At 68.4% G+C, this 20,424-nt stretch carries 17 protein-coding genes and 1 tRNA gene; 4 read left to right on the forward strand and 14 right to left on the reverse strand.

The features are described from left to right. Window positions 1-54: 54 nt before the first annotated feature. Both QZ588_RS03785 and QZ588_RS03790 read left to right on the forward strand, forming a co-directional pair. Window positions 55-2,667 (forward strand): circularly permuted type 2 ATP-grasp protein, encoded by a 2,613-nt coding sequence (locus QZ588_RS03785; protein WP_295540109.1) that lies wholly within the window; start codon window positions 55-57, stop codon window positions 2,665-2,667. Between the two features lie 2 nt (window positions 2,668-2,669). Then, window positions 2,670-3,638: a transglutaminase family protein gene (locus tag QZ588_RS03790; RefSeq protein ID WP_295540110.1), complete on the forward strand. Its 969-nt coding sequence runs from the start codon at window positions 2,670-2,672 to the stop codon at window positions 3,636-3,638. Window positions 3,639-3,769: 131 nt separating this feature from the next. Here QZ588_RS03790 and QZ588_RS03795 read toward each other — a convergent pair whose 3' ends face one another. From QZ588_RS03795 to QZ588_RS03835, 9 genes are all read right to left on the reverse strand, one after another. Then, on the reverse strand, window positions 3,770-4,420 hold the full coding sequence (locus QZ588_RS03795; protein WP_295540111.1) for a peroxiredoxin: 651 nt from the start codon (window positions 4,418-4,420) through the stop codon (window positions 3,770-3,772). Between the two features lie 220 nt (window positions 4,421-4,640). Continuing rightward, on the reverse strand, window positions 4,641-5,405 hold the full coding sequence (locus QZ588_RS03800) for a hypothetical protein (RefSeq protein WP_295540113.1): 765 nt from the start codon (window positions 5,403-5,405) through the stop codon (window positions 4,641-4,643). A gap of 40 nt (window positions 5,406-5,445) precedes the next feature. After that, complete coding sequence (locus QZ588_RS03805) at window positions 5,446-8,274, reverse strand: S8 family serine peptidase (RefSeq protein WP_295540115.1); 2,829 nt, start codon at window positions 8,272-8,274, stop codon at window positions 5,446-5,448. Between the two features lie 130 nt (window positions 8,275-8,404). After that, window positions 8,405-8,481: transfer RNA gene (locus QZ588_RS03810), tRNA-Met, on the reverse strand. 166 nt (window positions 8,482-8,647) lie between these two features. Next, a complete protein-coding gene (locus tag QZ588_RS03815) occupies window positions 8,648-9,124 on the reverse strand; it encodes a hypothetical protein (RefSeq protein WP_295540117.1) in 477 nt (158 codons plus the stop codon). Window positions 9,125-9,242: 118 nt separating this feature from the next. Continuing rightward, window positions 9,243-10,694 (reverse strand): c-type cytochrome, encoded by a 1,452-nt coding sequence (locus QZ588_RS03820; protein WP_295540119.1) that lies wholly within the window; start codon window positions 10,692-10,694, stop codon window positions 9,243-9,245. A gap of 265 nt (window positions 10,695-10,959) precedes the next feature. Continuing rightward, the gene (locus QZ588_RS03825) at window positions 10,960-12,237 is read right to left on the reverse strand and encodes a lipocalin family protein (protein WP_295540121.1); all 1,278 of its coding nucleotides are present in this window, start codon (window positions 12,235-12,237) and stop codon (window positions 10,960-10,962) included. Between the two features lie 37 nt (window positions 12,238-12,274). Beyond that, window positions 12,275-13,156, reverse strand: coding sequence for a M48 family metallopeptidase (locus QZ588_RS03830; RefSeq protein ID WP_295540122.1), 882 nt, complete (start codon window positions 13,154-13,156; stop codon window positions 12,275-12,277). 18 nt (window positions 13,157-13,174) lie between these two features. Continuing rightward, a complete protein-coding gene (locus QZ588_RS03835; protein WP_295540124.1) occupies window positions 13,175-14,581 on the reverse strand; it encodes a ribonuclease J in 1,407 nt (468 codons plus the stop codon). 243 nt (window positions 14,582-14,824) lie between these two features. Here QZ588_RS03835 and QZ588_RS03840 point away from each other — a divergent pair, with 243 nt between their 5' ends. After that, window positions 14,825-15,205: a DUF3775 domain-containing protein gene (locus QZ588_RS03840; protein ID WP_295540182.1), complete on the forward strand. Its 381-nt coding sequence runs from the start codon at window positions 14,825-14,827 to the stop codon at window positions 15,203-15,205. Between the two features lie 102 nt (window positions 15,206-15,307). Here QZ588_RS03840 and aceK read toward each other — a convergent pair whose 3' ends face one another. The 5 genes from aceK to QZ588_RS03865 form a co-directional block, all read right to left on the reverse strand. After that, complete coding sequence (gene aceK, locus QZ588_RS03845; RefSeq protein ID WP_295540125.1) at window positions 15,308-17,065, reverse strand: bifunctional isocitrate dehydrogenase kinase/phosphatase; 1,758 nt, start codon at window positions 17,063-17,065, stop codon at window positions 15,308-15,310. Continuing rightward, window positions 17,066-17,275 (reverse strand): hypothetical protein, encoded by a 210-nt coding sequence (locus QZ588_RS03850; protein WP_295540127.1) that lies wholly within the window; start codon window positions 17,273-17,275, stop codon window positions 17,066-17,068. Window positions 17,276-17,312: 37 nt separating this feature from the next. Further along, a complete protein-coding gene (gene rraA, locus QZ588_RS03855; RefSeq protein ID WP_295540129.1) occupies window positions 17,313-17,795 on the reverse strand; it encodes a ribonuclease E activity regulator RraA in 483 nt (160 codons plus the stop codon). A gap of 166 nt (window positions 17,796-17,961) precedes the next feature. Beyond that, window positions 17,962-19,299 (reverse strand): isocitrate lyase, encoded by a 1,338-nt coding sequence (gene aceA / locus QZ588_RS03860; protein WP_295540130.1) that lies wholly within the window; start codon window positions 19,297-19,299, stop codon window positions 17,962-17,964. 177 nt (window positions 19,300-19,476) lie between these two features. Next, a complete protein-coding gene (locus tag QZ588_RS03865) occupies window positions 19,477-19,872 on the reverse strand; it encodes a CPCC family cysteine-rich protein (protein WP_295540131.1) in 396 nt (131 codons plus the stop codon). 165 nt (window positions 19,873-20,037) lie between these two features. On the opposite strand from QZ588_RS03865, the gene QZ588_RS03870 reads away from it, so the two are divergent. After that, window positions 20,038-20,361 carry a BolA family transcriptional regulator gene (locus QZ588_RS03870; protein ID WP_295540133.1) on the forward strand — a complete coding sequence of 108 codons (324 nt, stop codon included), beginning with the start codon at window positions 20,038-20,040 and terminating at the stop codon, window positions 20,359-20,361. Window positions 20,362-20,424 lie beyond the last annotated feature (63 nt).

The following is a 20,424-nucleotide window of genomic DNA, read 5'->3' on the forward strand; positions in this document are numbered from 1 at the left end:
GCGTTCAAACTTGCCGTCTATCAACCTGTCCTGCCAGCCCGGTCGCGAGCGCCCATGTCCGCCACGAGCCCCATCGCCCAGCTGGACGATGTCCGCCTGGAGGACGCGTACGTGCCGGCGCCCGGCACCTGCGACGAGATGCGCGCCGCCGACGGTGGCCTGCGCCCACACTGGCAATATCTGATCGACACCCTGCGCCAGCTCGGGCGTGGCGGCATCGAGACGCGCTGGCGCGAAGCACACCGGCTGATCCGCGATAACGGCGTCACCTACAATCTGCACGGCGACCCCCGCAGCATGTCCCGCCCCTGGGAGCTGGACCCGCTGCCGCTGCTGCTGCGCGGCGAAGAATGGGCGGAGCTGGAGCGCGGTCTCATCCAGCGCGCGGAACTGCTGAACGCGGTGCTGCTCGACCTCTACGGCCCGCGGCGGCTCATCACCCAGGGCCTGCTGCCGCCGGAGCTGGTGGACGGCTACGCCGGCTATCTGCTGCCCTGCCATGGCATCAGCGTCGCCGGTGACCGTCCGTTGGTGTTCTACGGCGCGGACCTCACCCGCGACGCCGATGGCCACTGGCGCGTCATCGGCGACCGCACCCAGACCCCATCCGGCGCCGGCTATGCGCTGGAGAACCGGGTGGTGCTCTCACGCGTGATGCCGAGCTTGTTCCGCGACAGCCATGTGCACCGGCTCGCCGGCTTCTTCCGCGGCTTGCGCCGAACCATGAACCGGCTCGCCCCCGGCGACGCCACCCAGGCGCAGGTGGCCCTGATGACCCCGGGGCCGGCGAACGCCGCCTACTTCGAGCACGCCTACCTGGCCAACTACCTGGGCTACACCCTGGTGCAGGGGGCGGACTTGTCGGTGCGCGACGGTGCCCTGTGGCTGCGCACCCTGGGGCGGCTGGAGCGCATCGACGCCGTGCTGCGGCGGGTGGACGACTGCTTCTGCGATCCGCTGGAGCTGCGCGAGGACAGCATGCTCGGCGTGCCGGGCATGGTGCAGGCGGTGCGCACCGGCAATCTGACCGTGGCCAATGCGCTGGGCAGCGGCGTGCTGGAGCACCCGGGGCTCATGGCCTTCCTGCCGGCGCTGTGCCGGCAGTTGCTGGGCGAGGATCTGCTGCTGCCCCATCTGCACACCTGGTGGTGCGGTTGCCCACAAGACCGCGCGTATGTGCTCGACAACCTGGATGCGTTGGTGATCAAGCCCGCGGGCAGCCGCACGCTCGGCGCCGCCGCCAGCCCCCCGGGACCGCGGGTGCTGTTCCCCCGCAACCTCGACGCCGATGCCCGCGCCCGGCTGGTGGCGCAAATCCAGGCGCAGCCGCACCGGTTCGTGGCCCAGGAAGAGGTCAAGCCATCCACGGCGCCGGTGTACATGGACGGGCGCATCGTGCCCCGGCCCTTCGTGCTGCGCAGCTTCTCGGTGGCCGAAGAGGACGGCTATGCGGTGATGCCCGGGGGCCTGAGTCGGGTCGCCCTGTCGGAGGACACGCCCATGGTCTCGAGCCAGCTCGGCGGCCTGGGCAAAGACACCTGGGTGCTCGCCACCGAGCCCGAGCGCGAGGAGACGCTGCTGGGGATTCAAGAAAGCCAGAGTCCCGCGGTGGTGCGCGAGAGCGATGTCTCCTCGCGCATCGCCGATAACCTGTTCTGGATCGGCCGCTACGCCGAGCGCGCCGAGGGGCTGGTGCGCCTGCTGCGGGTGACCGCCATCAACCTGACGGCCCGCAGCAGCTTCGCCGCCGAAGATCAGGGCATCGGCTGTCTCGGGACGCTGCTGGAAGCCCTGAACGAGCAATGCCATGGCAATGTGCCGCTGCCCACCGATGCGGAGCCCGCCGCGCTGGCGGCGCCGACGCCGCAGCTATTGTCGCTCATCACCGACCTCGAGCGCGTCGGTGCCCTGCCGCAGACCCTGCAGGCCCTGGGCCTTGCGGCCTGGTCGGTGCGGGAGCGGCTCTCCAGCGACACCTGGCGCGTCATCAACGACATCGAGCGTCACCTGCGCCGCCTCACCAGCCAGCCGCCGCAGACGCTCAACGCCGCACTGTATGTGCTGGACCCGCTGGTGACCGCTCTGGTGGCCTTCTCGGCGCTGACCCAAGAGAACATGACCCACAACGAGGGCTGGCACTTCCTGGAGGCCGGCCGGCGACTGGAGCGCGGCATGAATCTGGCCACCCTGCTGCGCTCGACGCTGGTGGCGATCATTCCGGCGCCGGAGGACGGCCTGGTGGTGGAGGCGGTGCTCGGTGTGACCGACAGTCTCATCACCTACCGGCGCCGCTATCAGGCGGGCACCCGCGTCGGCGCCCTGCTGGACCTGGTGGTGCAGGACGAGGCCAACCCCCGCTCGCTGGCCTACCAGATTCTACGCCTGTCCCAGCTGCTGGAAGACATGCCCCGCGACCCGATGGGCCCCGCACGCTCCGCCGCCCAAAAGGGCGTGCTGCGGCTGCTGACCGAGCTGCGGCTCGCGGGCCTGGATCAGCTGGCCCAGCCCGACGCCGACGGCCTGCGCCGCGGTGCGCTGGCGCAATTCCTCACCGATCAGGAGTTGGGCATGGCGGAGATCTCGGATGCGCTCACGGCGCAGTACTTCCGCCACGAGGAGCATCCGCATCATATGATCGAGCACCGCCTGAGCGCGGTCCAGCGCTGAGCATGCGCTTTCGCGTCAGCCACACCACGCACTACGGCTACGATAGCCCGGTGTCGCTTTGCCACAGCATTACGCACCTGAAGCCGCGGCAGATGCCCCACCAGCGCTGCCTGAAGAGCCATGTGCGGGTGACGCCCTGGCCGTCGGTGTCGCGCGAGCACACCGATCTGTTCGGCAACCGGGTGAATTACTTCTCCATCCAGCAGTCGCATGCGGCGCTGACGGTGAACGCCCTGAGCGAAGTGGAAGTCGTCGCGCCGCCGGCGCCGGATGCGCCCGCCTCACCACCCTGGGAGCAGGTGCGCGCGCGTCTGCAGGAGGTGCGCGCGCCCGACGCCCTGAACGCCCGCATGTTCACGCTCCCCTCCCCCGCCGTCCCGACCCGGTCCGAGGCGCTGGACTATGCGCTGATCTCCTTTACGCCGGGTCGTCCCGTGCTGGAGGCGGCCCGCGAGCTGATGGCCCGGATCTATGCCGAATTCGATTACGATCCCGCCGCCACCGGGGTGGCCACACCCCTCGCCGAGGTGCTGGCCCAACGCCGCGGCGTCTGTCAGGACTTCGCGCACGTGGGCATCGCCTGTCTGCGTGCGCTGGGGCTCGCCGCGCGCTACGTGAGCGGCTACCTGGAGACCCTGCCGCCGCCGGGCCAGCCGAAGCTGCGGGGCGCCGACGCCTCCCATGCCTGGTACGCACTCTACCTGCCGCCGAGCGCCGTCGCCGGCTTCGGCAACGAGCCCCCCAACGCCATGACCAGCGCCGCCCCCGGCGACCCGGCCGGCGGCATGGCGGCCGAGCAGAGCGGCGTTTGGATCGACTACGATCCCACCAACGACTGCCTGCTCGGCGAGCAGCACATTACCACCGCCGTCGGCCGTGACTACGGCGACGTCACCCCCGTGCGCGGTGTTTTCTATGGCGGCGGCGAGCACCAGCTGAGGGTCGCCGTGGATGTGGACCGGTTGGACTGACGCCTGCGCGCTCGATCGCCGGACATCGCCGGCCAGCACGCGCTGGTCAGATTTCGCTGTGGGACGTCAGCGGCGGGAGACGCCGGCGGCGGCTGGCACACGGGGCGGCGAGGCGCCGCCCCACCGGCGGATTACAGTGCCTTTTTGCAGAAGTACCAGTCGCTGCACTCGTAGCCCTCATTGACGCGGGCTTCGGCCTGCTCAGCCGTCGCCGGCGGCGGCACGATCACCTTGTCGCCGGGCTGCCAGCCCTCGGGGGTGGCAACGCCATTGGCGTCGGAGGTCTGCAGTGCGTTGACCAGCCGCACGAACTCATCGATGGAGCGGCCGTTGGTCATGGGGTAGTAGACCATCGCCCGCAAAATCCCCTCGGGGTCGATGATGAACGTGGCCCGCACCGCTGAGGTGTCGCTCGCGCCGGGCTGGATCATGCCATAGGCCTTGGCCACGTTCATGGACAGGTCGGCGATGATCGGGAAGCTGATGTCGACGCCGAACTTCTCCTTGATGTTGCGCTCCCAGGCGATGTGCGAATAGTTGCTGTCGATGGAGAGGCCGAGCAGCTCGCAGTTCAGTGCCTGGAAGTCGGCGTGGCGCCTGGCGAAGGCGATGAACTCGGTGGTGCACACCGGCGTGAAGTCCGCCGGGTGGGAGAACAGCACCAGCCATTTGCCGCGATAGTCCTCCAGGGTCTTGCGGCCGTGGGTGGTGGGGGCGTCAAAGGCCGGTGCCGGCTCATTCAAGCGCGGCATGGCGGGGGCGGATGGGGTGGTCTGATCCATTGGCTCGTCTCCGGGTACGTAAGGTTTGTGTTGCGCCCGTCATCGGCGGGTTGAGCAACACGGTAAGCCCCCTGAGCTCGCCAGGAAAATTGTTTGTCGTGATGAGCTTGATCGATATGGTCAATTGATATAACTCAATCAATTGCTAAGACCAATCAAAAGGCTCGGGTATCGATGCAGCGCTCCCTTGCCCTGGCAAGTCGGTCGAGCACTCAGCGTCTCATTGCGCCGGCTGCTCCAGGCCCTTACACACCTCGCCAAAGCGCCCGTTGACTATCGGCTGCAAGGGCGAGGCCCCCAGGGTCAGGTCGAAGGTATAGCAACGCCCATCGGGCACGGTTGCGGGGATGTCGAGGGCGAGCGTGAATGGCGTGGTGCCCGGCGGCAAGCGCAGTTTGCCGGGCTCTCGCAGGGTCGCCTCAGCGCGGGCATCGAAGGCGGGATCATAGACACTGAGGTTGACCCAATAGCTGATCGTCTCCGCCGCTGCCTTGCTCGACACCACCTGCCCGGACAGCGATACCGTGCCGCCAGCGGACGGCAGGGTCACCGGGGTCAGCCGCAGCGCGCGAAGGTGGATCGGCTTCGTCGACAGGGCGATCGGGCTCAGGACCTGATGCTCATCCTCGAACAGCGACAACTCGGTCTTCAACGCCTCGTCACGGGTGTCGTCGTAGTACTCGGCGTCGTAGCTGCTGGTCGCCCCAAACGGACCGAAGGTCTGCAGGCTATAGGTGCCCGTCTCGAGTGCCGTGAAGCGTGCTTCGCCGCCGTCATCCGCGATGGCTCGACCGAGGACGCGCCAGCGGGCCTGGTCGGGGAGCCAGTGCGAGAGGACCAACTCGGCGTTGGCTAACGGTTGCTCGGTGGCGGCGTCGGTGACCGTCGCCGAGAGACTTGCGGCTTGTGTCAGCGCGCTGGTGAGGCTGAGCGCGCCGGCGAGGAGGACACCGGCGGGCCGCTGAAGGGGCGTCGGGTTGAACATCGTGCTGTCTCTCTCCTGATCTGACCGACAAGCCACCGGCTCAGGGTTGGATGCGCGTCTCCAGGACGTGCCCCCGAGCGTCGAGACGCACGGCGCGCCGTTTAGCCACCGCATCGGGCGTCAGTGGGTCGATCGGTGGCGCATCGGCGCCTTTCCAGACTGTACCGAAGTCACCATTGACGAGCGGCTTCACGCGGCTGAGCCCGAGCGTCAGCTCGAGCCGGTACCAGCGCTCGTCAGGTGTCTGAGCCGGAATCGCGAGTGGGATACTGAAGGGGATGGAGCCAGTGCTCAGGCTGATCGCCCGTGGCCCGTGCAGGGTCAGCCTGGTGGCGGCCTGGAAGGTCTCGTCCCAAAGCTCGAGATTGACCCAATAGGTTGCCGGACCGCTGTAGCGGGTGGTGTTGACCAGGGTGCCCGACAGCGCCACGGTGCCACCCTCGGGGCCTAGCCAGTCGGTGCTCAGGCGTAGGTCTTGCAGGTAGAGCGGTCGCGGCGTCAAGGCGATGGGCGCGAGGGCGATCTGCTCGCCCGGGGCCAGGGTGATCTGGGTTTTCTGCTGCCAATCGCGGGTATCGCCGTAGTACTCGCTGAGATACTGGTCGGTAGTCGTGTCGAGATGCAGATAGTAGGTACCGGCCGCGAGCGCGGGGACATCGAAGGCGCCGTCGGCGTCGACCAGCAGTTGCCCGACCTGTCGCCACCAGGCGTTGTCGTCGTTCCAACGGTAGAGGGCGACGGTGGCATCTGCGAGCGGCAGACCGGTTGCTTCGTCGGTGATGACCCCGGTGATCCGAGCGCTGGCGATGCCGAAGCTTGCGGTGACGGACTGCTCCCGGACCACCCCGCTCAAGGTGCAGCGCAGATCGCCGCCGCCGCAGTCACCACCCCAGGTGTCGAAGCTGTAGCCGTCATTGGCGGTGGCCGTACAGATGCTGTCGCCGCCATGGTCCACCGGATTGGGTGTGCAGTTGACGCGACCGGCCCCGACGGGATCGGTCGCGGTCACGATGCTGTAGCGGTTGAGGCTGAAGCTGGCGCTGACGGTGCAGGCGCCGGTGATGGGGCCCGTGGTATAGGTGGTGCCAGAGAGACTGCCGCCGCAGCCGGTGACGCTGGCGCCATAGCCGGTGTCGGGCGTGACCGTGAAGCTGGTGCTGTTGCCGTGGGCCACGCTGCGCGAGCGCGGGCTGATGCCGCCGTTGGCCCCCGCCGTGGCGGTGACGGTGTAGCTTGCGGTCGTAAAGTTCGCCGTCACGTCTTTGGCGGCGGTGACCGCTCGCAGCACACAACTGCGCTGGCTACCGCTGCAATCCCCGCTCCAGTTGGCAAAGCTGAAACCGCCGTTCGCCGTCGCCGTGCAAGTGCTGTCAGCGCCCGCCTCCACCGGGTTCGGCGTACAGGCGACGCGGCCTGCACCACTCGGGCTGACCGATGCCGCGATGCGGTAACCCGGGCTGCGGCCACCCAGCGCGGCCTGCACGTTGAGTCGCCCGCCCGTCAGCACACGGCCTGAAAACGCATCGAGGGGGTCGACGGTCTGCAGCAAGGTTGCCTTGACGTCGGCGACGCTGAGATTGGGCTGATGCCCCCACAGCAAGGCGGCGGCGCCCGCCACATGCGGTGTGGCCATGGAGGTTCCGCTCTTGGTCGAGTAGCCACCGCCGGGGACGGTGCTGTAGATGGCACTGCCCGGCGCAGCGAGATCAACGGAGGTGGCGCCATAGTTGGAAAACCAGGAGCTGTTGTCGTTGCGGTCTGAGCTTGCGACGCTGATGACATTGGCAGCCCCATACGACGATGGATAGTGGGGGTTGATATCGTTGTCCAGAGCGTCGTTGCCGGCCGCGGCGACGAACAGCATACCGGCGGCATTCGAGGCGGCGATCGCGTCGGCCAGGCTTTGGCTGTAGCCGCCGCCGCCCCAGCTGTTGCTGGTGATCCTGATGTTGACGCCGTAGTTGCTTTTCATGTCCGTGGCGTAGGCCAGGGCTTCGATGGCGTCTGACGTGAAGCCGCTGCCGCTCGCCCCCAGAAACTTGAGCGCCATGAGCTTCACATCCCAGGCAACGCCGACGACCCCCCGGCCATTGTTACCCACCGCACCGATGGTGCCGGCGCAGTGCGTGCCGTGGGAATGGTCGTCCATCGGATCGCCGGATCCGGTGATGGCATTGATGCCATGGACGTCATCGACGTAGCCGTTGCCGTCGTCATCGATGCCATTACCGGCGATCTCGCCGGGGTTGACCCACATGTTGGCGGCCAAATCCGGATGGTTGTAGTCGATACCGGTGTCGATCACGCCGACGACGAGGCTGCCATCGCCCGTCGCCTGGTCCCAGGCCGCCACGGCGCTGATGTCGGCCCCGGCGGTGCCGCCCGATTGCCCGATATTCTCAAGGCCCCAGAGGCTGCCGAAATGGGTGTCGTCCGGGCGACCGTTGGCGTACACCACATAGTCCGGCTCGGCGTGCGCCACCTCCGGCAGGGCCGCGACCTGCTCGACCAGGTTGGGAATGTCGGTCGTGGCTGCACGGACCGACACGATGTTGGTATCGAAGTAGCGTGCTCGCACCGACAGGGTGGCGGGGATCGCCCGGGCCCGCGAGAGCACGTCTGCACCACGCGTGGTGGTGACCGAAGGCTTGAATTTCACCAGGATGCGGTCTTGGGCGAAGACGGGGGCGGCGGCCGGATCAGCCTTGGAGACGCCCACGGCGGCGCTCGAGGCCATCGGGACAGTGGCGAAGACCCAGCAGACCAGCAGTAGCCATGGGGGCAAGCACCGCCGGCGGCGCTGATGCCGGTGGGCCGGCTGTGGGGTTGTCGCCTGATGACGCCCGGTGACTGCGCAATGGTCGCTCATGGTGTTGTCTCATGCCCGGGGTAGCAACTGATTGCCCGAAATCGTCTACGTCTGCGCCGGCGCAGGCCCCCGGTGAATCCCTCCCAAAAAAAAAGGGCCTGCGAGCTCGCTCGCAGGCCCCTGTGGCGTTTGGTAGCGGGGGCAGGATTTGAACCTACGACCTTCGGGTTATGAGCCCGACGAGCTGCCTGACTGCTCCACCCCGCAACTGAGCCGCCTATGGTAGCGCTGCCGGCATCTTCTGGCAAGGGTTTGTGACAGATTCCCGTCGGCCTCTCTGTTTTTAGCTTAGCAGGGCGGCGGCTGACTGCTGGTGCGGCCCACGCTGTGGAGGCGGGGCCGAGCCGGCCTGGAAGCCGGCCCCGCTGCGGGCTCAGTCGTGGCGGGAGAAGTCCTGGGGATAGGGATTGGTGTGGTTGCGACGGATATGGATATAGCCATGCTCGGAGGCGGCATGACAGGCGTTGCAACCGATGATGACCTCGTTGTAGGCGGCATCGATGGCCTCGCGCCCGCCCTTGTCGATGGCGGCCTCCAGCTGCTCGAAGGCGGGCATGAGGGTCTTGTTCAGGTTCTCGGCGATGGGGATGCCCTCGTAGTCCTGGATCTCGCTGACGGCGTCGATGACCTCCTCCAGCTCGTGGGCATAGAAGTCCTCCAGCGCCGTGTTGGCGGCATCGACGGACAGGCCGAGCTTGTGCGCGTAGTACTGCATGTTGTGCATCAGCATGATGAGGGGCATGCCGGCGAAGGGCGAGTACTCGTGTCCGGCCTCGTCACTGGCGGTCGCGGGTAGCGCCAGCGCGAGGGCGGCGAGAAGCGACAATGTGATTGCGAATTGCTTGTGCATGAGGGCTCCTGTTGCGGTTGCTCGAGACGGGCTCGACGGTGACCGGGTGCGCGTCGGCCAAGCGCCGGCTGGCCGTAGCTGCCTTGCGCGCGCCGACGTGCGCCGTCTGGGGGGTGGGCTAAAGTGTCTTCAGATATTCCAGCAACGCGGTGCGCTCGGGCGGGCTCAGCTCGTCGCCGAAATTGTGCCCCTGGTTACCGTAGCCGCGCCTGGTGGTGTCGTAGACCCATTTTTGCGCGTCCAGGCTCGCGAACTGCTCCCGACCCCGGTCCAGTGTCCGATAGCGCCAGCCCAGTGCCGCCGGGTCGTAGTCCGGCTCGGCGCCGTCGTGGCGCCAGTAGGTGGGGCGCTTGCTGCTGTCCAACAGGGCCGCGATGGTGGGGACGGCGCCATTGTGCAGGTAGGGCGCCGTGGCCCAGACGCCGTCCAGGGGTGGTGCCACATAGCCGCGGCCGGGCACGGCATCGCCGTGGCGGCCGTAGAAGGAGGTCTCGAACCAGCGGATATAGTCTTTGGCATCGTCCACGGCGGCCTCGGCCATGGCGGGATCGGTGCCCACCTCGTCCAGGCCCACCAGCTTGTTCGGATAGTGCTCGCCGGCGCCGTAGCGGCCGTGGCATTCCTTGCACTCGCGGTTGAACACGCGCTCGCCGTCGGCGGCGAGGCCTGGGTCGATGGGCCAGGGGTAGGCGGGCGCCTCCAGCGTGGCCAGATAGGCGGCGACGTCGGTGAACCAGCGGTCGATCTCGCGGGCCTCGTCGACGCTGTCGGTGCAGGTGGTGGAGGCCAGAATCATGGTACCGACGTGATCGCCCCGGCCCTGGCCGTTGTAGAACACGGCGTGCTTCTTCTTCAGGTTCCACCAGGGTGGCACGCTCACGGGCAGCACCTCCGTGGGCGGCGGGTCCATCAGCGGCTCGTCCGACCAGGCGAGGGTTTTGGGGTCGCGATGGGCCATGAGGGCGAGGGTGATGGCCTGGGCCGGATTGGCGCCGACGGTGTCGGTCATGGTCCAGGGGGCGATGGCCGCGATCCGGTCCGCCCAGTCCCGCCAGGCGGCGGTCTCGGCTTCGCCTTCGACGTAGGCGCCGGCGGCCTCTACGGCCATGACGGGATCGCGGGTGAAGTCCAGGAATTCGTTGCCCAGGCCGATCACCAACTCGCCGTTGAGGGGGGCGGCATGGCAGCCGAGACAGTTGCTGGTGACCAGCTCGACGCCGCCGTCGGTGGTGTGGGCCGTGAGCTGGTAGGGCAGCTCGGCATTGCGGCCCTCGCGGCCCGGCAGCTCGTAGGCCGGTGCCGGCGCGCCGGTGCTGGCGACGTAGGCGCTGACGGGCAGCCCGCAAGTGACCACGGCGCGATTCAGCAGCGCTTGTCGCCCCACCTGGGGATCGCCGGGGCGCTGCGCGGCGGGCGGGATTGCGCCGGGCTCGGCGATGACCACTGCCGGCGGCGGCTCGCCGCAGCCGGCGAGGGCGAGCGCCAGGACGCCGGCGGCGAGCCAGGGACGTCCCCGAACAATGCGCACCAGGGCGGCGCCGGGCGGGCGGGGTGTGGACGGTGTGCGCATCAGCGCTGACGCAAGCGGACTGCTCTGGTGTGGCATGGGCTGGCGTGGCATGGGCTGGCGTGGCATGGGCTGGGGGGGTCATGGGCCGGCGGGTCTATGCGCAACACGGCGCCGCCCGCGTCGGCCGTTATCGCAACATAAATGGGCACCGATTGGCATGCCCGTCGAGACCGGCGTGGTGTCCGTCGTGACAGACGCGGGGCGGCGATGGTTCCGGGGCGTCTGCATCGCCGCGGCCAGCGCCGGCGCCAGCCCGGGCTGGCGATCAGCCGTCGGCGGCGTAGCCACTGAGGTCCATGCGCCCGCCTCCGCTGACGGGCCGGCCTGCGCGCGCGCCTTCCACGGTGATGGCGCCGCTCCAGAGCCGCTCGCCGAGCTCAAGCTCCTGCGCCGGGTGCAGCGCGCTGATGTCCAGCGACAAATCCAGCCCCGGCGCCACCAACCGCCAGCCGACGGGATAGGTGGCGACGCCGTCGGCGCTGCGCCAGACGGCAGCCGTGGGCGTCAGCGTCAGCGCCCGGCGCCGCAGCACCCGGGTGGCGCCGTCGGCGGCGATGAGCAGGCAGGTGGGAATGGGTGTGCCGCCGCCGGCACGGCGTCGGAGATGCAGGCATAGCAGCTCACTGCCGTCGTCCAGCTGCAGCAGAAAGCGGTTCAGGGCCAGCTGACCGCGGGTGCCGGCGAGGCCGGCACCGGCACCGGCCGCGCCCCAGACATGGTCCAGCCAGGCGCTGCCGCTGACGGGGATCTCGGCACCCTGGTGTTGGAGCCGGCCGCTCAGCGCAAGCCTGGGCTCGGCGAGCCAGCGCAGGGCGGGCCCGCCGCCCTGCCCGGCGACGCCGGCGGCGCCGCCGTCGAGCAGCTGCGCGGCGGGTGTGATCACGGGCTTCTGTGCGGTCAGGGTCAGCTCCAGGCGGGTGCCATCGGCGACCAAGGCGAGCCGGCCGGGTATGGCCGTTGGCACACCATCGCGCACATCAAGCCGGGCGGCCGCCGGAGCGCCTTCGGACGCGCCGTCGAATCCGCTCACAGAGCTGCCCAGCAGCAAGCGCCAATCCTCCAGCCAGACCACGGGCGGGTCCGCGGCGGCGCCGGCGAGCCCGGCGGCCACGCGGCTGGCTCGCTGCGCGCGCACGGGGGCGCCGTTCTCCGGCACCAGCACGAAGCGCCCGAGCAGCAGCCCGTCGGCGGCCAGCCCAGAGGCACGCCCGCCGTCGCCGCCGGGTGGGCGCAGCCCCAGACGCACCAGCGTGAGGTGCAGACCGTAGCGGCGGCCATCGTCGGCGCGTAACTGGCCGCTCAGGTCCCAGAGCTCGGTCCGAAAGGCGGGGTGCGGCCCCAGATCCTGCGGCAGCTCAGGGCGCCAGTCGGCGCCCGCCTCCGGCACCGCGAAGCCGTCAGTCGCCGGCAGGGCCGCGGCGAGCGCCGCCGGGTCCAGCAGTTGGGGACTGGCCACATCGGCTGTCGGCCAGAGCTTCCAGGCACTGAGGGCGATCAGTGCCACCGCCAGCCAGGGCAGCGCCCGTGTGAGCATGGGGCGCATCAGTGCCACCGCCTGGGTCGGGTGCAGCGCGCATCCATCAGGCGTTGCTGGCCCTGGCGTATTCCGCCTGGGCCCGCGGCAGCAGGGCGCGCAGCTCGGCGATGCGCCGGTCATCCAGCGGATGGGTGCTCAGGAACTCCGGCGGTTTGCCGCCGCCCTGCTTGCGGTTGTAGGCCTGGAAGCGCTCCCAGAAGGCGATGGCCTCGCGCGGGTCATAGCCGGCGCGGGCCATGTAGACCAGTCCCAGCTCGTCCGCCTCCAGCTCGTGCACCCGGGAGTAAGGCAGCAGCACGCCCACCTGGGCGCCAATCCCGTAGGCCTGCATGACGCCCTGGCGGGCACCGGGGGCGTTCTGCGCCAGTGCCACATCGGCGATGACACCCAGCGCCTGCAGCCCCAGGGTCTGGGAAGCCCGCTCGGCGCCGTGACGGGCCACCACATGCCCCACCTCGTGGGCGAGCACCGTGGCCAGGCCGGCTTCGGTCTTGGTGATCTCGAGGATGCCGCTGTTGACGCCCACCTTGCCGCCCGGCAGTGCGAAGGCGTTGGGCGTGTCGTCCTCGAACAGGACGAACTCCCAATCGGCATACTCCACCGGCGCCACCTTGGCGATACGCCGACCGACCCGCCGTATCATGTCGGCGTTCTTGCCACTTTTGATGGACGGCTTCTCCCGCTTGAGCTGCGTGAAGGCCTTGAGCCCCATCTCGGCCTCCTGTGCCGGACTCATGAGGATGAGCTGGCTGCGGCCGGTCTCGGGGGCCGTGGCACAGCCTACGGCCACGACGGTTGCCAGCAGCGCCGCCGAGAAGCACCAGAGCAGTGTCCGGGGCCGGGTCTTGCGCTGGGTCTTGCGCTGGGTTGGGGGCAGGGTTGGGGGCTGGGCTTGGAGCCGGAACTGTCGCTGGCAGGGGCGCATGGATCTTGTCCTCCGTGGTTAGCAGACCGCCGCGCGCATCTCGGCGAGTATGTCCGGCGGCACCGGTGCCAGGCGACCGTCGGTGTCCAGCGCCAGGCGCCCCGTGGGCACTTGGCCCAGCACCTGCGGGCCATCGCCGGTGAGGCGGCAGATATCACCATTGCCGATGACGGCGACGCGGGGCACATGGCAGCCGCGGGCGATGTCCGCATTGGTGCGCAGGTGCCGGGGCGTACCGTGGGTGGGCACCACCGCCGGCGGCTGCACCCAATCATACAGCCGCTTCAGGTCCTCCGCCGCCGGGTGGCCGGAGACATGGACATGGGCATCGGCATCGGTGACCAGCGCGCAGCCCAGCGCCCGCAACCGGGCTTGTACCTGCTGCACCGGGCGCTCGTTGCCCGGGATAAGCTTGGAGGAGAAAACGATGGTGTCGCCCGGGTCCAGCAGGATATCCCGATGGCTGTCCGCGGCCATGCGTGCCAGGGCCGAGCGCGGCTCGCCCTGGCTGCCGGTACAGGCCGCCAGCACCTCCTCCCGCGGCAGATAGCCCAGATGGCGGGCGTCCACCAGCTCGGGCAGGTCCGCCGGCCAATGGCCGGTGGCGCGGGCCACGGCCACCATCCGCTCCATGGCCTGACCGATGACACCGAAGCGCCGACCGGTGGCGTCGGCGACCCGCGCCAGGGTCACCAGTCGCGCGACATTGCTGGCGAAGGACGTCACCACCACGCGACCGACGGCGGCGTCGACGATGTCTGTCAGCGGCGCGAGCAGCCCGGCCTCGGAGCCCGTGCTGCCGGGCACCACGGCGTTGGTGGAATCGCACACCATGGCCAGCACCGGCTCGCGGCGCAGCCGGCGCAGGCGCTTGACGTCGTAGCACGCGCCGATGACGGGTCCGTCGTCCAGCTTCCAGTCACCGGTGTGGAACACCGCCCCGGCCGGGGTGCTGATGAGCACCGCATTGGGCTCGGGGATGCTGTGGGTCATGCCGATGTACTCGACATGGAAGGGGCCCGCTTCGAAGCGCGCCCCCAACGGCAGCGCGTGCACCGGCACGTCGTCGAGGCCGGCGCGGGCGAGCTTGTGGCGGGCGATGGCGGCGGTGAATGGCGTGGCGTAGACCGGGCATTTGAGCCGCTTCCACAGATGGGCGATGGCGCCGACGTGGTCCTCGTGGGCGTGGGTGAGCACGATGCCGGCGAGGCGCTGGCGGCGACTGGCGATGAAGGCCGGATCCGCCATGAGGACGTCGTAGTCCGGGAAGGCGTCGCCGCCGAAGGTGATGCCGATGTCGACGATGAGCCAATGGCCGTCGTGGCCATAGAGGTTCAGGTTCATGCCGATCTCCCCCGTGCCGCCGAGGGGCAGGAAGAGCACTTCGTCGGCGCGGGGGTCGGTGTCGGCGGCGAAGGCGGTCATGCGCGCGTGTGGGTGGGTTGGTCTGGTTGCGGTGATCGTGTCGTGTGGGACAACGGGACAGTCCAAGCATTCCAGCGCCGCACCGGCGTCGGCACTTCCGTTGTTCTCCGTCAGCCGCCCATGTCATGACACCGTAGTAGACTCAACAAGTAAGGGGTGATGCGGCCGGTGCCGATGGCGGCTGCCGGCAGCTCCGCCGACGCCCCGCGGATCAGAACAGCTCCTGAGGAGGCGCCCGTGCGCATGCACATCCGGCACGAAACACTTTGCAGCCTGATCGCCCTGGCCAGGGAGTTCCAGGCCAAGGAGGCCGTCTGCATCCCGCAGGAAGGCGAGAGCTCATCCGAGGACTGGGCGCTGCAGATGCTCGCCGACCACGGTGGCGATTACAACGTCGGCGAATTCCGCAGTATCGTCCACGACCTCTCGGAGCGCCAGCGCGCCGAGTTGGTGGCCCTGATGTGGGTGGGGCGTGGTGACTACAGCGCCGACGAGTGGGAGCAGGCCGTGGACGACGCCATCGGCGACTACAGCATCCGCGCCGACGAGTATGTGCTCGCGCACCCGATGGTGTCGGATTATCTCGAAGAGGGGATGATCGCCCTCGACATCGCCTGCGACTGACCCGGGCGTGGGGGTGTCCGGCCCGGCGGCCTGTTGAGGCTCACGCCAACCCGACGCATAGCCACCCACAAGCGCGCAGGGGCCATACTGCCAGCGCGCGCCTTAATCACATGACGCCTGTGCGCCGGTGGTGTCCGACGGCGCCCCGAAACGCCGTGCGCCGGGATACGGAAACACATCCACCATGGCGCCCGTACGGATGGCGCCCTGGCACTCACGCCACCAGGCCGGCTCGAAGATCTCGGCATGGCAGGCGTGAAAGGCCTTGCGGAAGCGGGGCTCGGTGAGGAGAAAGGTGGCGAACTCCTCGGGGAAGACGTCAGCGGGGCCCGCCGTGTACCACGGCTCCTCCGCCAGCTCCATCTCCGGGAACGGCGCCTCGGGGATATCGCGGAAGTTGCACTCGGTCAGATAGCAGAGCTCGTCGTAGTCGTAGAACACCACCCGGCCCTGGCGGGTGACGCCGAAGTTCTTGAACAGAAAGTCGCCCGGAAAGATGTTGGCCGCCGCAAGCTGCTTGATGGCATCGCCATATTCCCGTGCGGCATGGGTGATGTCCTCGTCGTCGGCGCTGGCCAGAAAGAGGTTCAGCGGCGACATGCGCCGCTCGATGTAGAGGTGCTTCACGATCACCCGATCGCCCTCCACCGTCATGCTGCCGGCGCACTCCTGGCGCAGCAGGGCAATGAGCTCGTCGGAAAAGCGCGCCCGCGGGAAGGCGACATGGGAATACTCCCAGGAGTCCGCCATGCGTCCGACGCGGTCGTGCAGCTTCACCAGCCGGTATTTGTCCATCACCTGCTCGGGAGTCATCTCCTTCGGCGGCGGGAAGCGGTCCTTGATGACCTTGAACACGAACGGGAACGACGGCAGCGTGAACACGCACATCACCATGCCGCGGATGCCGGGGGCGACGACGAACTGATCCGACGAATAGCGCAGATGCTTGAGGAAATCCCGATAGAACTCGGCCTTACCGAACTTCTGCAGGCCGATGGCCGTGTAGAGTTCCGCCTTGGACTTGTGCGGCATAAGCGGGCGCAGGAACTCCACCACCGCCGCCGGCACCTCGGTGTCCACCAGGAAATAGGCGCGTGAAAAGCTGAACACATTGGCCAGCTCATCGGCGCCGGCCAGCAGTGCGTCCACGTAGAGCCCGCCTTGCTCATCGTTCAGAATCGGTACCGCGAAGGGGATTTGCTGGGCGCCGTTGATGGCCTTGCCGATGATGTATGCCGCCTTGTTGCGAAAGAACGGCGTCGAGAGCACCGCCAATTGGAAGTTCTGGTGCCGGGCGCGGTTGGCTGGGAAGCGCTCGCGGATGGCGTTCATGAGATTGCGCACGTCGCGGCGGCGATCCCGAAACGGTAGCGCGAAGTCCATGTCGCGCAGGACATCGGCGATGACGGCGGCGAACCCGTGGCGATCTGGATAGTAGGGCCGGAAGATGGGCACCTCCGCCTCCAGGTGCTCGGTGGAGAGCATAGGCCAGACGAAGATGTAAGCGTTGTTGTAGTAGCGGCGGTCGAACAGCCGACAGAACACGGAGTTGTAGAAGGTCTCGGCCAGTTCCGGCTGGCGGTGCTGGGGCAGCAGCCGCGAATACTCCACCTTGACCCGTCGCCAGAGGTTGTCGTCGGCGGTGCGCAAATGGAATTCCCGGCGCAGCACGGCGACGGTTTCGCCGACCCGGCAGTCGTAGAAGTCGATGCGCTCGCGCGCGCAGCCCTGCGCCGCCGCCCAGTCCGCCTGCTCGAAATGCAGCCGCGCGTCGGCGGTGATGGCGCGGAACAGCCGGTAGTGGCGCTCGAAGCCATCGAGGATGGCCTCGGCGATCTGCTTGGCTTCGAGCCAGGCCATTTATCGGCGCGCCACCCGGCGGGATGGGTCGGTGCCGGCGACGCCATCGCGCGCGGTGCCGTGGGCATGGCTGTCGCTGGTGTGCGGCGCGGATGCGTCGGGCGGGGCGTGCGCCGGGAGGCGCCCACCGAGCAGGGCCGACGTGAGGGCGCCACCGTTTGGCATGCACAGGCGGTGCAGCAGATGGTGGTTGGCGGTCGGGGCTGGCATCCGATCAATCCTCGATGACTCACCCGTGAAGGCGGCTTCAGATCAGCCGCTGCGGGGCGATCAGCACGCCGTCGGCGTCAGCGTACACCCAATCACCGGGCGTTACCGACACGCCTGCGATCTCCACCGGCAGATCCCGCTGGCCCTCGCCCCGGCGCGTGCTCTTGCGCGGGGTGCTGGCCAGCGCCTTGACGCCGAGGTCCATGCGGGCGAGCGCGGCGGTGTCGCGGACACAACCGCTGAGGACGACCCCGGCCCAGCCGTGCTCGACGGCGCTGGCAGCGATGAGATCGCCGAGCATGGCGCAGCGCAGCGAACCGCCACAGTCCGCCACCAGCACCCGACCGGCGCCGGGCTGCGCGAGCGCCTCCTTGATGCGGGTATTGTCCTCGAAGCACTTGACGGTGACGGCTTCGCCGGCGAAGGCGATACGCCCGCCGAAGTCGCGCAGGTGCGGCTGGCAGACACGCAGCGCATCGCCGTGGCGGTCGTAGAGATCGGCGGTGGATAGATCGGGCATCCGGATGTCTCGATGTGGCGCCGGACCCCGGCGCGGCGAGTGACCCGCAGAGGGGAGGCGTGACTGCTGGCTGTTGCCCGGCGCCTGCGGTGCGGCGCCGACCGCATGAATGCTGCGGTGCACCGGGGGCGGTGCGCGGGGGCGCCGCACGCAACCCCCGCTGCGCTCAGAACTGCGCCTCTTCCGTCGAGCCCGTCAGCGCCGTCACCGAGGACACGCCGCCCTGAATGGTGGTGGTGACATCGTCGAAGTAGCCGGCGCCCACTTCCTGCTGATGGCTGACGAAGGTGTAGCCCTTGTCGCGGGCATCGAACTCCGGCTGCTGCACCTTCTCGACGTAGTGCTTCATGCCCTCGCCGCGGGCGTAGTCGTAGGCGAGATCGAACATGTTGAACCACATGTTATGGATGCCGGCGAGGGTGATGAACTGGTACTTGTAGCCCATGTCCGCCAGCTCGTCCTGGAACTTGGCGATGGTCACGTCATCCAGGTTCTTCTTCCAGTTGAAGGACGGCGAGCAATTGTAGGCCAGCAGCTTGTTGGGGTTCTGCTCGAGCACCGCCTGGGCGAACTCCCGCGCAAACCCCAGGTCCGGCGTGCCCGTCTCGCACCACACCAGGTCGGCGAAGGGTGCGTAGGCCAGCCCCCGGCTGATGGCCTGCTCCAGGCCGTTGTTGACCCGGTAGAAGCCCTCGGCGGTGCGCTCACCGGTGAGGAAGGGGCGGTCGTTGTCGTCGACGTCGGAGGTGAGCAGATTCGCCGCCTCGGCGTCGGTGCGCGCCAGCACCAGGGTGGGCACACCCATCACGTCCGCGGCCAGACGCGCGGCGACCAGCTTCTGCACCGCCTCGGCGGTGGGCACGAGCACCTTGCCGCCCATGTGACCGCACTTCTTCACCGCCGCGAGCTGGTCTTCGAAATGCACACCGGCGGCGCCGGCGGCGATCATGTTCTTCATCAGCTCGAACGCGTTCAGCACGCCGCCGAAGCCCGCCTCGGCATCCGCCACGATGGGCAGGAAATAGTCGACGTAGCCGGCGTCTCCGGGGCCGATCTCCTTGGACCACTGGATCTCGTCGGCGCGCTTGAAGGCGTTGTTGATGCGCCGAACCATGGTCGGCACCGAGTCGTAGGCGTACAGGGACTGGTCCGGGTACATGGTCTCGGAGGTGTTACCGTCCGCGGCCACCTGCCAGCCGGACAGGTAAATGGCCTCGATGCCCGCCTTCGCCTGCTGCATGGCCTGGCCGCCGGTGATGGCGCCCATGCAGTTGACATAGCCCTTTTTCGCATCGCCGTGGATGAGCCCCCACAGCTTTTCGGCACCCCTACGGGCGTACGTGTGCTCGGGCTGCACCGAGCCGCGCAGGCGCACCACGTCGGCGGCGCCATAGACGCGCTGCACATCGGTCCAACGGGGGTTCTCGGCCCAGTCCTGTTCCAGGGCGCGAATCTGATCCTGACGAGAAGGCGTGTTCTGCATGTTGGAAACCTCAGGGTTCATGGTTGCCTTGGAGTCCGTGGTGGTGCGCGGACCCTGCTGCGCGGGCGGTCAGGCACAGGCAACGGGCGTTTCTTGACCGAGTCGCTCGGTCTTGGTGCAGAACACTAAGGCCCTTACAAATATTTGAGAAGACAATCAGCTAAATTTTAGCTATTGATTTTTCGCAGACGCAGCAATTCAGCTGGCGAAGCGGCGCCAAAAGCTGCTGCGCCAGTAATAGAGCACCGTGGTGTCGGGCCAGGGATAGGAGTCGGCATAGGCGGTGCCGCGCTGCGGGTGCTCGATGTTGTCCCGCGCCGGGTCCACCGGCCGCCATTGCGGCTCGCGTGGCTCGCCCTCCAGCGGTGCCCGGGTCTGGCCGCGGTTACGACGCTCGGAGGCGCCATAGTCCTGATAGTTGCGCTGCGCCTTCGTCAGGCTCACGGTGTTGGCGCTGCCCGGCATCTCTGGAAAGCGCAGCTGCGAGAGGTCGTCCTCCCAGCCGCAGATGGGGCACACCTGATGGGAGCCTGGCAGCTGGTCGTGCACCAGGTGCCCACAACAAACGCAGGGGAAAAGGTCGATGGGAGTCATTGCAGGCTACGGCCCTCACTGCTTGCACTCCGTCGGACATTGGGCCCGTTGGCCGGGAATGCGAAGCGGCGGCGACGCTTGATGCGGACGCCGGCGGCACGCAATTGCCGACAGGTTGGCGAGGCTGGCGCCAGCGTCGACCCACACAACCAACCGAGAGCCGACATGAACAGAAAAGCACGTATCGAGCAAGCCCTGACCGGCGCCCTGACCCCAATGCACCTGGAAGTCACGGACGAGAGCCACATGCACAATGTGCCGGCAGGCGCCGAGTCCCATTTCAAGGTGCTCGTGGTCAGCGATGCGTTCGCCGGCGACAAGCGCATCGGCCGCCATCGGCGCGTCAATGCCCTGCTCCGCGAGGAGCTCGACGGTGGCATGCACGCGCTCGCCATCCACGCCTGGACGCCGGACGAGTGGTTCGAGAAGGGTGGCGGTCGGGCGCCCGAGTCGCCACAGTGCATGGGCGGCGCCAAGACCCAGGGCTGAGCCGGCCTTGGCGCCACCGCGGCCCGGGGCGCCATCCCGGCGCCGCAACGACCCGAACTGTGC

This window comes from uncultured Thiohalocapsa sp., assembly GCF_913062725.1.
Lineage (GTDB): Bacteria > Pseudomonadota > Gammaproteobacteria > Chromatiales > Chromatiaceae > Thiohalocapsa.

What these genes read in the sequence shown, in the direction of transcription:
- QZ588_RS03785 (WP_295540109.1), top strand. Translation starts at nt 55, where the DNA reads ATGTCCGCCACGAGCCCCATCGCCCAGCTGGACGATGTCCGCCTGGAG.
- QZ588_RS03790 (WP_295540110.1), top strand. Translation starts at nt 2,670, where the DNA reads ATGCGCTTTCGCGTCAGCCACACCACGCACTACGGCTACGATAGCCCG.
- QZ588_RS03795 (WP_295540111.1), bottom strand. Translation starts at nt 4,420, where the DNA reads ATGGATCAGACCACCCCATCCGCCCCCGCCATGCCGCGCTTGAATGAG.
- QZ588_RS03800 (WP_295540113.1), bottom strand. Translation starts at nt 5,405, where the DNA reads ATGTTCAACCCGACGCCCCTTCAGCGGCCCGCCGGTGTCCTCCTCGCC.
- QZ588_RS03805 (WP_295540115.1), bottom strand. Translation starts at nt 8,274, where the DNA reads ATGAGCGACCATTGCGCAGTCACCGGGCGTCATCAGGCGACAACCCCA.
- QZ588_RS03815 (WP_295540117.1), bottom strand. Translation starts at nt 9,124, where the DNA reads ATGCACAAGCAATTCGCAATCACATTGTCGCTTCTCGCCGCCCTCGCG.
- QZ588_RS03820 (WP_295540119.1), bottom strand. Translation starts at nt 10,694, where the DNA reads ATGCGCACACCGTCCACACCCCGCCCGCCCGGCGCCGCCCTGGTGCGC.
- QZ588_RS03825 (WP_295540121.1), bottom strand. Translation starts at nt 12,237, where the DNA reads ATGCGCCCCATGCTCACACGGGCGCTGCCCTGGCTGGCGGTGGCACTG.
- QZ588_RS03830 (WP_295540122.1), bottom strand. Translation starts at nt 13,156, where the DNA reads ATGCGCCCCTGCCAGCGACAGTTCCGGCTCCAAGCCCAGCCCCCAACC.
- QZ588_RS03835 (WP_295540124.1), bottom strand. Translation starts at nt 14,581, where the DNA reads ATGACCGCCTTCGCCGCCGACACCGACCCCCGCGCCGACGAAGTGCTC.
- QZ588_RS03840 (WP_295540182.1), top strand. Translation starts at nt 14,825, where the DNA reads ATGCACATCCGGCACGAAACACTTTGCAGCCTGATCGCCCTGGCCAGG.
- aceK (WP_295540125.1), bottom strand. Translation starts at nt 17,065, where the DNA reads ATGGCCTGGCTCGAAGCCAAGCAGATCGCCGAGGCCATCCTCGATGGC.
- QZ588_RS03850 (WP_295540127.1), bottom strand. Translation starts at nt 17,275, where the DNA reads ATGCCAGCCCCGACCGCCAACCACCATCTGCTGCACCGCCTGTGCATG.
- rraA (WP_295540129.1), bottom strand. Translation starts at nt 17,795, where the DNA reads ATGCCCGATCTATCCACCGCCGATCTCTACGACCGCCACGGCGATGCG.
- aceA (WP_295540130.1), bottom strand. Translation starts at nt 19,299, where the DNA reads ATGAACCCTGAGGTTTCCAACATGCAGAACACGCCTTCTCGTCAGGAT.
- QZ588_RS03865 (WP_295540131.1), bottom strand. Translation starts at nt 19,872, where the DNA reads ATGACTCCCATCGACCTTTTCCCCTGCGTTTGTTGTGGGCACCTGGTG.
- QZ588_RS03870 (WP_295540133.1), top strand. Translation starts at nt 20,038, where the DNA reads ATGAACAGAAAAGCACGTATCGAGCAAGCCCTGACCGGCGCCCTGACC.